Source organism: Paenibacillus segetis (assembly GCF_014639155.1).
Lineage (GTDB): Bacteria > Bacillota > Bacilli > Paenibacillales > Paenibacillaceae > Fontibacillus > Fontibacillus segetis.
Genome location: NZ_BMFT01000004.1, coordinates 62,277 through 75,499, shown reverse-complemented (window position 1 = coordinate 75,499; position 13,223 = coordinate 62,277). Strand labels below are relative to the sequence as shown.

The 13,223-nt window shown below is 44.8% G+C and carries 9 protein-coding genes and 1 tRNA gene; 4 read left to right on the top strand and 6 right to left on the bottom strand.

The window, feature by feature from the left end; genetic code table 11:
• Positions 1-30: 30 nt before the first annotated feature.
• The 5 genes from gpmI to IEW05_RS21280 all read right to left on the bottom strand — a co-directional run bounded on the left by gpmI (position 31) and on the right by IEW05_RS21280 (position 5,946).
• A complete protein-coding gene (gene gpmI / locus IEW05_RS21300) occupies positions 31-1,578 on the bottom strand; it encodes a 2,3-bisphosphoglycerate-independent phosphoglycerate mutase (RefSeq protein ID WP_188541880.1) in 1,548 nt (515 codons plus the stop codon).
• Position 1,579: 1 nt separating this feature from the next.
• Positions 1,580-2,332 carry a triose-phosphate isomerase gene (tpiA, locus tag IEW05_RS21295; protein ID WP_188541879.1) on the bottom strand — a complete coding sequence of 251 codons (753 nt, stop codon included), beginning with the start codon at positions 2,330-2,332 and terminating at the stop codon, positions 1,580-1,582.
• 36 nt (positions 2,333-2,368) lie between these two features.
• The gene (locus IEW05_RS21290; protein WP_188541878.1) at positions 2,369-3,550 is read right to left on the bottom strand and encodes a phosphoglycerate kinase; all 1,182 of its coding nucleotides are present in this window, start codon (positions 3,548-3,550) and stop codon (positions 2,369-2,371) included.
• Positions 3,551-3,769: 219 nt separating this feature from the next.
• Entirely contained in the window at positions 3,770-4,780 is a 1,011-nt protein-coding gene (gene gap, locus IEW05_RS21285) for a type I glyceraldehyde-3-phosphate dehydrogenase (RefSeq protein ID WP_188541877.1), read from the bottom strand.
• 101 nt (positions 4,781-4,881) lie between these two features.
• A complete protein-coding gene (locus IEW05_RS21280) occupies positions 4,882-5,946 on the bottom strand; it encodes a sugar-binding transcriptional regulator (protein WP_188541876.1) in 1,065 nt (354 codons plus the stop codon).
• 546 nt (positions 5,947-6,492) lie between these two features.
• Here IEW05_RS21280 and IEW05_RS21275 point away from each other — a divergent pair.
• The 3 genes from IEW05_RS21275 (at position 6,493) to ade (ending at position 9,321) form a co-directional block, all read left to right on the top strand.
• Positions 6,493-6,567 (top strand) — tRNA-Arg (locus tag IEW05_RS21275).
• Positions 6,568-6,791: 224 nt separating this feature from the next.
• Positions 6,792-7,391, top strand: coding sequence for an ATP-dependent Clp endopeptidase proteolytic subunit ClpP (clpP, locus tag IEW05_RS21270; RefSeq protein WP_188541875.1), 600 nt, complete (start codon positions 6,792-6,794; stop codon positions 7,389-7,391).
• Positions 7,392-7,524: 133 nt separating this feature from the next.
• Positions 7,525-9,321: an adenine deaminase gene (gene ade / locus IEW05_RS21265; RefSeq protein ID WP_188541874.1), complete on the top strand. Its 1,797-nt coding sequence runs from the start codon at positions 7,525-7,527 to the stop codon at positions 9,319-9,321.
• A gap of 66 nt (positions 9,322-9,387) precedes the next feature.
• Here the strand turns inward: ade and IEW05_RS21260 are convergent, their stop codons facing one another.
• Complete coding sequence (locus IEW05_RS21260; protein WP_188541873.1) at positions 9,388-10,488, bottom strand: LacI family DNA-binding transcriptional regulator; 1,101 nt, start codon at positions 10,486-10,488, stop codon at positions 9,388-9,390.
• Positions 10,489-10,678: 190 nt separating this feature from the next.
• Here IEW05_RS21260 and IEW05_RS21255 point away from each other — a divergent pair, with 190 nt between their 5' ends.
• Complete coding sequence (locus IEW05_RS21255; RefSeq protein WP_188541872.1) at positions 10,679-13,216, top strand: beta-mannosidase; 2,538 nt, start codon at positions 10,679-10,681, stop codon at positions 13,214-13,216.
• Positions 13,217-13,223: the final 7 nt, after the last annotated feature.

The following is a 13,223-nucleotide window of genomic DNA, read 5'->3' as shown; positions in this document are numbered from 1 at the left end:
ACTTAGCTAAGTTCGAATCAAGTAAAGATATTACGCTTTACGACTAGCAATCATAGATGTACCCGTCATTTCAGCTGGTTTTGGCAATCCCATCAGATCAAGAAGCGTTGGAGCCACGTCAGCAAGAATTCCGCTTTCGCGAAGCACAACGTTCTCGTCCGTCAAGATAAATGGTACTGGGTTCGTTGTGTGTGCAGTAAATGGACGGCCATTCTCATCGAATACCATGTCGGCATTACCGTGATCAGCGATAATGATAACAACTCCGCCTTTAGCAGTTACAGCGTCTACAACTTTACCAACACATTCGTCGGTTACTTCTACTGCTTTTTTCGTTGGCTCCAGCATACCGGAATGTCCTACCATGTCCGGATTGGCAAAGTTAAGAATGATGGCATCATGTTTATCAGCCTCAATCTCCTTCACACAAGCCTCTGCCACTTCATAAGCACTCATCTCAGGTTGCAAGTCATACGTAGCAACCTTCGGTGAATTAATCAGGATCCGTGTTTCACCCGGAAGCTCAACATCACGTCCTCCACTGAAGAAGAAAGTAACATGTGGGTACTTCTCAGTTTCCGCAATCCGAAGCTGCTTTTTACCATTTTGAACAAGCACTTCACCAAATGTGTTATCCAAGTTCTTAGGTTCATAAGCTACATAACCATCAACCGTCTCTGCGAACAGAGTCAAGCAAACGAAATGTAATCCTTCTGGGAATTTAGGGCCACGATCAAAACCACGGAAGTCTTTGTTCGTGAACACGTTCGACAATTGAATAGCGCGGTCAGGGCGGAAGTTAAGGAAGACTACCGAATCACCAGACTCAACTAAAGCAACTGGTTGATCATGTCCATCAACAATTACGGTCGGCATAACGAATTCGTCAAATACCGATTTCTCATATGATTCCGTAACAGCTACAATTGGATCGGTATATTTAGGGCCTTCGCCGTATACCATCGCGCGGTACGATTTCTCGACGCGCTCCCAACGCTTGTCACGGTCCATAGCATAGTAACGTCCTTGGACTGTAGCAATTTTACCTACGCCAACTTCTTCGATCTTAGCGATCAATCGCTCGATGAATCCTTTTGCACTATCTGGAGCCACGTCGCGGCCATCCAGGAACGCATGGATATATACATCGTTTAGCTCTTCCTTCTTAGCAAGGTCAAGCATCGCGAATAAGTGATCGATATGACTATGAACGCCGCCATCAGACAGCAAACCATACAAATGAAGTTTCTTACCGTTTTGTTTCGCGTTGCGAACGGCTTCAACCAACGTTTGGTTCTGGAAGAAATCACCTTCGCGGATGGATTTGGAAATCCGAGTAAGATCTTGATACACGATGCGGCCGGCACCAATGTTCAAGTGACCTACTTCAGAGTTACCCATTTGACCTTCCGGAAGACCTACTGCCTCGCCGCAAGCGGTCAAAGTCGTATTCGGATATTGTTTCAGGTAACGATCGTAGTTTGGCTTATTAGCTTGTGCTACCGCGTTTCCTTCTACTGTATTCCGAAGTCCGAATCCGTCCATGATGATCAGTGCTACAGGTTTAGGAGCAGTCATCTTACTTTGCCCCCTCAACCAACTGAGTATAAGATACAGGTTGCAGACTGGCTCCACCAACTAGTGCGCCATCAATGTCGCTTTGTCCCATATACTCTTTTACATTCTCAGGTTTTACACTACCGCCATATTGAATGCGTACTTTGTCTGCCACGTCATTGCTGTACAAATCTTTAACGAGACTACGGATATAAGCAATAACTTCATTCGCATCTTGCGAAGTAGAAGATTTGCCAGTACCGATTGCCCAAATTGGCTCGTAAGCAATAACAACTTGAGCCGCTTGCTCAGGAGTCAAACCTTTAAGAGCCGCTTCTGTTTGCACTTTCACGACATCTTTCGTTTGACCTGCTTCACGTTCTTCAAGCTTCTCACCCACGCATGGGATCGGAGTCAAACCGTGTTTGAATGCAGCATGAACTTTTTTGTTAACAATTTCATCCGTTTCGCCAAAGTAAGCACGACGCTCGGAGTGACCAATGATAACGTAGTCCACGCCTAGTTCTTTCAACATTCCCCCGCTAATTTCTCCGGTGAATGCACCCTCATCTTCGAAGTGCAGGTTTTGAGCGCCAATTTTGATTGACGTCCCTTTAGCTGCTTCAACCAAAGCTGGAAGGTTAGTGAATGGTGCACAGATGACGCTCTCTACTCCGTCAACTTCTGCTTTACCTTTCACCGCTTCGAAAAATTCCTTCGCTTCGGAAACGGTTTTGAACATCTTCCAGTTTCCTGCAATAATTGGTGTTCTCATGCGGCTCACTCCTTCTATGTTCCCAATAATTAATTCTTACTTGTCGTTCAAAGCTTCAACGCCTGGAAGTGCCTTACCTTCCATGAATTCCAAGGAAGCTCCGCCACCTGTGGAAATGTGATCCATTTGCTCAGCCAAGTGGAATTTCTCTGCAGCAGCTGCGGAATCACCGCCACCGATAATTGTGTAACCTTCTGTAGTAGCGCAAGCTTTAGCTACTTCATGCGTACCGTTCGCAAAAATATCAATTTCGAATACGCCCATTGGTCCGTTCCAAACAACCAATTTCGAATTCTTAATGATATCAGCGTACATAGCACGAGTCTTCGGTCCGATGTCTACGCCTTCCCAGTCAGCAGGAATGCTGTCGATGTCAACTTCTTTATGATTAGCAGACGCACTGAAGTCATCAGCGACAACAACGTCAACAGGAAGCACGAAGTTTTTACCTAGTTTCTTTGCTTTCTCGATGAAGCCTAGAGATGCATCTAGCTTCGTATCATCAAGCAAGGATTGCCCAATTTCATACCCTTGAGCTTTGAAGAATGTGTAAGCAAGACCTCCGCCGATCAATACATTGTCAGCAATGTTAAGTAGGTTGTCGATAACATCGATTTTGTCCTTAACTTTGGAACCACCAATGATTGCAGTGAAAGGACGGTCTGGAGTTGACAATGCTTTGCCAAGTACAGACAATTCTTTCTCCATCAATAGGCCAGATACCGCTGGTAAGAAGTGAGCGATACCTTCAGTCGAAGCATGTGCACGGTGAGCGGCGCCAAAAGCATCGTTCACGAACAAATCAGCAAGCTCAGCGAATTGTTTCGCGAGTTCTGGATCATTCTTCTCTTCACCTGGATAGAAACGAACATTTTCAAGTACAAGCACGTCGCCATTGTTCAAAGCTGCTACTTTCGCTTTAGCTTCTTCACCAATTGCTTCATCTGCTTTAGCTACAGGTTTGCCAAGTAACTCAGCCAAACGCTCAGCTGCCAAAGTCAAACGCATGGATTCATTCACTTGACCTTTTGGACGTCCCAAGTGGCTCGCCAAAATGACCTTTGCTCCATTTTCGATCAAGTATTTGATCGTTGGAAGCGTCTCACGAATCCGAGTGTCGTCCGTAATTGCTCCATCTTGCATCGGTACATTGAAATCAACGCGGACAAATACGCGTTTACCAGTTACTTCTACATCACGTACACTCTTCTTGTTCATCCCCACGTTCCTCCTAATGTTAGGTGCGCGTCTCTTTATATAAAGGACTGCGCTTATCCATATTTATTGTTTCTCTCCTAAGAAAAACATTATCTCTATATATCAAACATTTGTGTGTGAATGTCGATTTGAAGCTATATATAGTCTTAAGCATGAACCAAAGAGGAGTCCTTGGGTAAGGGTGCTCCTCTTTGATTGCCTTGTTTGAATTTCAAAATATTACTTAGCGATTTTTGCAAACAATTCCAAAGTACGAACCAATTGAGCTGTGTAGGACATTTCATTGTCATACCAAGCAACTGTTTTAACCAATTGTTTGTCGCCAACAGTCAATACTTTAGTTTGAGTTGCATCAAACAGGGAACCAAAAGTGATACCTTTGATATCGGAAGATACGATTTCATCTTCAGTATATCCAAAAGTTTCAGGATCGGAAGCTGCTTTCATTGCTGCGTTGATTTCATCAACAGTTACGTTCTTCTCAAGAACAGTTACCAACTCAGTCAAAGAACCTGTAGCTACAGGCACACGTTGAGCTGCACCGTCAAGTTTGCCTTTCAATTCAGGGATAACAAGACCGATTGCTTTTGCAGCACCAGTTGTGTTAGGAATGATGTTCTCAGCTGCTGCACGAGCACGACGGAAGTCACCTTTGCCGTGTGGAGCATCCAAAGTATTTTGGTCGCCAGTGTAAGCGTGGATTGTAGTCATCAAGCCTTCAACGATACCGAATTGATCTTGAAGAACTTTTGCCATTGGAGCCAAGCAGTTTGTTGTGCAAGATGCGCCAGAGATAACTGTTTCAGTACCATCAAGAACGTCATGGTTAACGTTGTAAACAACAGTTTTCATGTCGCCTGTAGCAGGTGCGGAGATAACAACTTTTTTAGCGCCAGCTTTGATGTGTTTCTCAGCAGCTTCTTTAGTTGTGAAGAAACCTGTGCACTCTAGTACGATGTCTACGCCAAGCTCGCCCCATGGCAATTCTTCAGGGTTACGGTTAGCAATAACCTTAACTTCTTTGCCATTTACTTTGAAGAATCCGTCATGAACTTCAACTTCGCCGTCAAATTTACCTTGAGTTGTATCATATTTCAACAAATGAGCCAACATTTTAGCGTCAGTCAGGTCATTAATAGCTACTACTTCGATACCTTCCACGTTTTGAATACGACGGAAAGCAAGTCGTCCAATACGTCCGAAACCGTTAATACCAACTTTAATACTCATTGAATAGTTCCTCCCAAATGTTCATTTTTTTTATTATTCAAGACAGACCGAATAGCCCGCCGTGAGTAAACGGTAGTAAACAATAATTGTATCAAAAAATATCACATTGCATTGTGCTCTTGCTGTCTGTTCTTGTTCTCCAGTTCACTGACGATTTCCATCGCTGCTGCTTCATCAGTGACAAGAATGCCTTCATGACCGAACTTCAGTACGGCATGAATCGCCTTCGCTTTACTCTTGCCGCCTGCGATTCCAATAACGATGTCAGTCTTCATGATGTCTTCCAACCGGAGTCCCAGGGTCAGCATTTTGTGAACCACAACGCCTTCTTCGTCAAAATAGTAGCCAAATGATTCCGCCAAAGCGCCATCCTTCTGCAAATCCTCAACCATCGGCAACTCCATCTTACGACGTCGTGCCATTTCCATGGCGTCTCCGATACCGTGAACTACGATTCTAGCTTTACGGATCATGCCCACAATATCATGGATATTTGGATCGTGCACAAGCGACTGATAGGCTTCCTTCCCTAACAAATCGGGTACATGTAGCAGACTATAGCCTGCCCCAAGTCTCTTTGCCATTCCGGAAGCAATCGTGTTGGCCTGAATCTCAAGACTTTCGCCGAGTCCGCCTCTTGCCGGTACGAACCAGCTTTGTTTCAGCACTGCATTAGCCGAAGGTGTTAATTGTTCTGCGACCTCTGCCATTGTTGAACCGCCAGTAACGGCAACAACGTCACCATCTTGCATCACTCGTAATAGCGCCTTCGCTCCTGCCCGCCCAAGCTCACGCTTGATAAGTGGCGAAGTCTCACAATCACCTGCAATAACTACTACTTTCTGCAGGCCATAGGCCTTACGAATCTTCTCTTCCAAATTAGCCAGGCCAAAAATATCCTTCACTACCGGTTCCAGTTTCTCCAGCAGTGTCCTGCCCGAATCGCTGATTCTCATGCCTATATTCTCAATTTCAATCAGGCCTTGAGCCTTCAGGAGATCCGTTTCAGCACGTAACACACGTTCCGTCATGTTCAGTGAGGTTGCCAAAGTTCTACGGCCAATTACGTCAGATAACATGATCTGGTGAAGTATGGTGTACCTTTTCTTGAGAATTTCCATGAGATCAGGAAGAAGCTGCTGTTGCATTTCTAAAATATTACGCATGCCTTCAACTCCTGCAAGCTTCGTCTTCTCTCTGCTTCTCTTTATGGCCCTTAAATGTCCCGGGTAAACTTTTTAAGTCCCACTTACATTCTAACCAATTTTTCTCTCTGTTGCAAGTCTGACGTTCGTATAATTCACATTCTGCTTACCTCTTATACATCTAGATAAAGTTATTGCAGTTAGGGGCTGCTATATCTGCCCTGTCTTCCCCTCAACACTTCATTTTTTTATTTCTATTTCACTATGTTTAAGGCACTCTTTGCCTATAATCTAAAAGTTTAAAATATCCTTTTCTTCCAGCTTCCATGACCTTCCTGGGTTATTCACCCACATTAAACAAAAAGACAGCAATTGAATCATTACTATTATTATGAATGCGATCTGAGAGTAAAAAAATTTCTTCTATAAATATATTAAAAACACTCGTACTACAATTTCATCTCGTCATTCTTAACCTTTCCCTGTTTTTGTATAAGCTCTAACCTATAACTAACGCTTGCAATTTACATGTCAATATCATATAATCATTTTTGCTACTCTTCATTTGCGCCCGTGGTCCAATGGATATGACGCAGGCCTCCGAAGCCTGAGATCGAGGTCCGATTCCTCGCGGGCGCGCCATATTATTTAAACTACATCCCCGTTTAGGGGATTTTTATTACCCTTAGTTTGACTATCTTTGACTTTCTGTTTGAATTTGTTTATGATGAGGATAATATCAATCGATTTCGTCTATTATGAGATTGATGTGACTAATTCAATACGATATGGAGAGCAACAGGCGATTCTCCCATTTGAACAAATGGGCCTGCGATGCCTCATCCAAATTTAAGGAGGTTTTATCGGTGAGTTATATTCCAATGGTCGTCGAACAAAGTAACCGCGGGGAGCGCGCCTACGACATCTATTCCAGACTGCTTAAAGACCGAATCATATTCCTCGGCTCCCAGGTCAATGACGTAGTCGCTAACTCCATTATTGCTCAAATGCTATTCCTGGATGCGGAAGATCCGGGCAAAGATATCAGTCTCTATATCAACAGCCCTGGTGGCTCGATTACAGCCGGTATGGCTATCTACGACACCATGCAGTTCATTAAATCTGATGTATCCACAATTTGCGTGGGGCTCGCCGCTTCAATGGGAGCTTTCTTGCTAAATGCAGGTGCACCAGGCAAGCGTTATGCGCTGCCGAATAGTGAAATTATGATTCACCAACCACTCGGCGGAGCCGAAGGACAAGCGACAGATATTGAAATTCGTGCACGCCGCATCTTGAAGATGCGCGACAAGCTGAATCATATCTTGGCAGAGCGTACAGGACAGCCGTTGGAACGGATCGAGAAGGATACCGACCGCGACTACTTCATGAGTGCAGCAGAAGCAAAAGAGTACGGACTAGTAGACAAAGTTATTGAGAAGATCACTCCTCCACAAGGAGTATAAGGGATCTTAACCACATAAAGGCTGTCATCCAAGCAGGTGAAATATCTGCTTGGATGACAGCCTTTTGTTGAATTAATACGATATATACGTTAACCTTTATTAAATATTATTTACAGGAGGCCCTTTATAAATTATGAATGCACAGCAAAGAAAACCATTATATGACGTCAGTAACGTATTAGCTGATGTAGCTATAGGAAAAAGTAAAGCTGAACTCGTCATTAAGAACGGAACATTGGTTAACGTATACTCAGGTGAACTGTTGAGCCACATCGACGTAGCAGTAGCCCAAGGAAGAATTGCATTCGTCGGAGATGCCTCTCATACGATCGGAGATAATACTACTGTTATTGATGCATCTGGGCGCTTTATTGCCCCAGGCCTTATGGACGCCCATATGCATGTTGAGAGCACGATGCTTACCGTTACTGAATTCGCCAAAGCCGCGCTAGCTAAAGGTACAACTGCAATATTCATGGATCCGCACGAGATCGCTAACGTATTTGGGACCGAAGGTGTTAAATGGATGCACGAGGAAGGACGCGGACTCCCTCTTAAGGTATACACAACTTTCCCTTCTTGTGTCCCTGCCACAGACGACTTGGAAGATGCAGGAGCTACATTAGAAGTATCCGATATCACCGAAGGTATGACTTGGGACGGCGTTGAGGGTCTTGGTGAAGTAATGAACTTCCCCGGTGTAGTCTATGGCGATCCTAAAATGGCTGGAGAAATCGCAGCAACTCTGAAAGCAGGCAAGACCGTAACCGGACATTTTCCTGCTGAAGATGAGCCCATGTTGCAAGCGTATATCGCTAGTGGCGCAAGCTCATGTCATGAAACTGTAACCAAAGAACAGGCGTTACTTAAGCTTCGCTTAGGAATGCATCTTATGGTTCGTGAAGGCTCCGCTTGGCAAGACGTCAAGGAAGTCATCAAGGTTGTGACTGAGGATCATGTACGCTCCGACAACATCATGCTCGTAACAGATGATGCGTACCCACAAACACTGGTTGAAAAAGGCCACCTCAATCATGTTGTACACCGGACAATCGAGGAAGGCGTTGACCCCATTACCGCAATTCAAATGGGGACTATCAATACAGCTCGCTATTTCAAATTAGATGGCGACATTGGCGGTATAGCACCTGGTAAATGTGCCGACATCCTATTGATCGATGATCTACGCCAGATGGAACCCTCAACGGTTATCACGGATGGTGATGTTGTATTTGATCATGGCGAACTTAAAGCCCAGTTTCCAACCTACGTCTATCCCGATAAGGCCCTCGATTCCATTCATTTAGCACGGCCGCTTCAACCTTCTGACTTCCTGCTCTCCAGCGACATAGAACAAGGAGAAACAAAGGTTCATGTTATTGATGTTATCGAGAACAGTGCCCGGACAGTCAAGACGACTGCAACGCTTAAGGTATCTGGTGGGATCATTCAACCGGACCTTGAAGCAGATGTGATCCAATTGGCCTGCATAGAGCGTCATAAGGGAACGGGCGATATTTCACTAGCCTTCGCTAGAGGCTTCAAGCTTCAACGAGGAGCGGTTGCCTCAACCGTAGCTCATGATAGTCACAACCTGATCGTTATGGGGACAAATCCTGAAGATATGGCCTTTGCCGCCAATGAGCTCGCGAAGCTTGGTGGTGGGATGATCGTCGTTCTAGACGGTCAGATCCTCGCTGCAGTACCTATGGCCATCGCTGGTCTGATATCAGATCAGTCTTTGGAGACCGTTGTAGCACAGGTTAATCAATTAGAAGAAGCTTGGAGAACACTTGGTTGTTCCATGAACGCACCCTTCATGACCTTCTCACTGATCGCTCTGCCTGTCATTCCCGAAATCCGCATTTCAAACCGTGGGCTGGTTGATGTCACTCAATTCAAGCTCATTCCAGTTGAAATCACGGAATAACAACCAATCAAAAAACAAGCCCTGGGCAGTTGTCCTGGGCTTGTTTTTTCTTTGATTGCTAGAAATTCAATCTTTCGGATTTGAAGCTATAAATGAGGTTGAGTCTCCTATTTCCACAGAACAAGCAAGGCGAATATTCTCGGCTGGGCGATTTCTACGCTGAGCCCGCCATAATAGTTGCTCAAACGCTCTTGCGCCAATATTGCTGCCGTTTACCCTAACTGATGTCAGCTCATTACCGCCGCCGGATTCCTCTCCAGTACTCAGCAGATCAAAACCAGTTATCGATACATCTCTAGGTACCCTAAGACCTTGAGACAACAGCCATTTCTTTACCTGTCTAGCAACCAGATCGTTCGCACATACGAATGCACTCGGAAGCTCCGGCATGACTTCCAATGAACCACTAACCTCCTGAATATCGAAATAGTGCCCAGGTACAGGTGTTATAGCACAGCATGACTGTAACAGAGGTAAGTTAGCATGGATCAAAGCCCGCGTGAAACCAAACCATCGCTCATGAAATGAAAGGCAATTCTGGATATCACCAATGAATCCAATTCTGGTATGACCAAGAGAGATTAAATGGTTGGTAAGTTCGTATACACTTTGCTCACTCTCCATCATCACCGTATCACATATCATATCCTTCGTGTGGACATCAGCATGGCAATCTATCTGTACCGTTGGAAGACCTAACGCTGTTAAAACTTTGACATAATCCTTTGAAAATAACCCCGCGGCAATGATTCCATCGATTTCTCTTTGACCCAAAGAATGAGGAATCTTCAATTCCATACAATCTTGAGGTGAAATAAAGTGTAATACCATCGTGCAATCGTTCTGACTTGCTGCTTCTTCCACTCCTCTTAGCACATCTACCCAATATCCTTGCTGGGCCATCCCCCTATCCATAAGGAGAGCAATCGTTCGTAATGCCGCTGGAGATGCATCCGGCATACCGGATACCGCCTTAGCTTTAGAGCCATCAACACCAAGAGACATCTCTCTCCCATAGTGTTTATACCCAATTTCAGCAGCCACATTTAACACTCGTTCACGTGTCGAATCCGGTATTCCCTCATGCCCATTTAAGGCTTTGGAGACCGTGGTCCGTGACAATCCAAGGCGGTTGGCAATATCCAGCGAAGTCATTTTCCTTTTCACTATTTACAACTCCCAACAAGATAATGTTCATTTTGTTAACTAACAATGGATATATTTATGATAAACGCTTCATTTTTTCACTTTATATACACTTACTTTACATTATGAACATAATAATTACAAATTGAGTTTACGTTATTTTAGGTGCGTTGTATAATGATGTCACTTCAAACTACTACGGGAGGATGAAATGACAACGATGAAGCTAATCCTGAATAACTGGAAGTTTAAAGCATGTGATGATCAAGAGTGGCTCCAGGCAACCGTACCCGGCTGTGTACATACTGATTTGCTGGATAACGGAATTATTGCTGACCCCTTTTACGGAATAAATGAACAAAATTTACAGTGGATCGACAAGAAGGACTGGGAATACGAGGCGCTGTTTGATGCCGATGAACAACTGCTGAGCCACCAGCACGTGGAGCTCATTTTTGAAGGACTCGATACTTACGCAGATGTTACTTTAAACGGTAAAGCCATACTTTCTGCCGACAATATGTTTCGTACTTGGAAAGTAGATGTGCAGGACCTATTGCAGCAACATAACAATCACCTTCACATCACCTTCCGTTCACCTATTGCTGAGGACTTACCGAAACTCGAAGCTCTGGGTTATGCTTTGCCAGCACCTAACGACCAGTCGGAAGGTGGAGGGTTAGCCGATAAAAAGGTCAGCGTATTTGCGCGTAAAGCCCCTTATCATTACGGCTGGGATTGGGGCCCTCGATTTGTCACGAGTGGTATTTGGCGTGAGGCCCGGCTCGAAGCTTGGTCCGAGGTGAAGATCAACGATCTATACATGGAGCAAAAAGAGGTCACCCCTCAGCTGGCGAAATTGACTGCTGTCATCGAAATAGAGAGCGATCAGGCCTACTCAGGTTTAATTAGACTGTCTGCCAAAAGCTTAGAATGGGAGTTAGATGTGGATCTCAGACAGGGAACCAACCACATCAACCTCGAATTCGAAATAGCTAACCCCCAATTATGGTGGTCACGTGGGTTAGGAGATCCACATCTCTACGAATTCAAAGTGGAATTTACTCACGCGGGCAATTCTCTCGCAGAACGGACTGTACGAACCGGTCTGAGAACCATCAACCTCATTCGGAAGAAGGATGAGAAGGGTAGTTCTTTTTACTTCGAGTTGAATGGTGTTCCGGTCTTCGCCAAAGGCGCTAACCATATTCCAAATGATAGCTTTGCTTCGCGGGTGACTAAAGAAAGATACGAGCACGAAATCGCCAGTGCCGCAATGAGCAACATGAATATGCTTCGCGTATGGGGCGGTGGCATCTATGAGCAAGATGTATTCTATGAATTGTGCGATGAATACGGAATACTCGTATGGCAAGATTTCATGTTCGCCTGCAGCATGTATCCTGGAGACGAAGCTTTTCTTCATAACGTTCTGATCGAAGCTGAGGAGAATATCAAACGTCTTCGGAACCATCCCTCTATCGCCTTATGGTGCGGTAACAACGAGATGGATTCCGCTTGGGCACATTTTGACGAGAATGCCGGATGGGGCTGGAAGCAAAATTATAACGAGCAGCAGCGAGAGCAAATTTGGTCTGATTATGAAGCTATCTTCCATCAGTTGCTACCCGAAGCGGTAAGCAAGTTACATCACAATGTAGCCTACTGGCCTTCCTCACCGCTGCAAGCTTTAACAGAGAATAAAGATCAGCATTCACATGCATTGTCTAGCACAGGCGACATTCATTATTGGGGAGTATGGCATGCAGCGGAGCCATTTGAGAATTACAATGCTAAAGTTGGACGGTTCATGAGTGAATACGGCTTCCAATCCTTCCCGGAGGAGAAATCCGTATACACATATGCCGAACCTTCTGATATGGAGCTGGAGTCTGCTGTCATGCTATGCCACCAACGTAATAATGACGGCAATCGACTGATCAAACAATACATGGATATGTATTTACCGGAGCCGAAGGATTTCTCCTCCTTCCTCTACATGAGCCAAATCCTTCAGGCAGAAGCCATGAAGACAGCGATCGAAGCCCACCGTCGGAACATGCCTTATTGCATGGGCTCTCTATACTGGCAAATCAATGATTGCTGGCCGGTAGCCTCTTGGGCAAGTATCGATTATCATGGTCGCTGGAAAGCCGCTCAATATTATATCAAGAACAGCATGTGTGACATCATGGTCTCCATTGACGGAAGTGATCCAGAACGTGCAGATGTTCATGTTGCGTCCGATGTCCTCACACCTACGAACTGCAAACTTGTGCTTGAACTATTTGACTTCCATGGTCGTTTGATAAAGAAGGTGCAACAGCCACTGAGTGTGGAACCAAATACTGCAGCTCTAATTAGATCTGAATCCAAAGCGGATTGGATCGAGAATAGTAACCATCAAGAAGCCGTGCTTCGAGCAACATTGGAACAAGACGGTCAAGTGTTGGATCGCAAAATGCACTATTTTGTCCCCACTAATGACTGTACACTTCAAAGTGCAAACATTACATGCAAAGTAGAAGATGAAGCCAATGGTATCTACACGCTAGAAAGTGATGTTCTTGCCAGAGGAGTATGGTTGACGACCCAAACTGAAGGCATCTTTAGCGACAACTTTTTTGACCTAATTCCAGGTCAACCTGTCACTGTGCAATTCCAGGCAAGGGGCAAGGAAGGTAAGCCATTCTCTCCTTCTTCAGCGGAACATCTTATCATCCGATCCATGGTGGATTTCATTCAATAAAATCCCC

Excerpts from the sequence above, each read along its gene's own strand:
- gpmI (WP_188541880.1), bottom strand. The coding sequence starts at position 1,578 with ATGACTGCTCCTAAACCTGTAGCACTGATCATCATGGACGGATTCGGA.
- tpiA (WP_188541879.1), bottom strand. The coding sequence starts at position 2,332 with ATGAGAACACCAATTATTGCAGGAAACTGGAAGATGTTCAAAACCGTT.
- IEW05_RS21290 (WP_188541878.1), bottom strand. The coding sequence starts at position 3,550 with ATGAACAAGAAGAGTGTACGTGATGTAGAAGTAACTGGTAAACGCGTA.
- gap (WP_188541877.1), bottom strand. The coding sequence starts at position 4,780 with ATGAGTATTAAAGTTGGTATTAACGGTTTCGGACGTATTGGACGACTT.
- IEW05_RS21280 (WP_188541876.1), bottom strand. The coding sequence starts at position 5,946 with ATGCGTAATATTTTAGAAATGCAACAGCAGCTTCTTCCTGATCTCATG.
- ade (WP_188541874.1), top strand. The coding sequence starts at position 7,525 with ATGAATGCACAGCAAAGAAAACCATTATATGACGTCAGTAACGTATTA.
- IEW05_RS21255 (WP_188541872.1), top strand. The coding sequence starts at position 10,679 with ATGACAACGATGAAGCTAATCCTGAATAACTGGAAGTTTAAAGCATGT.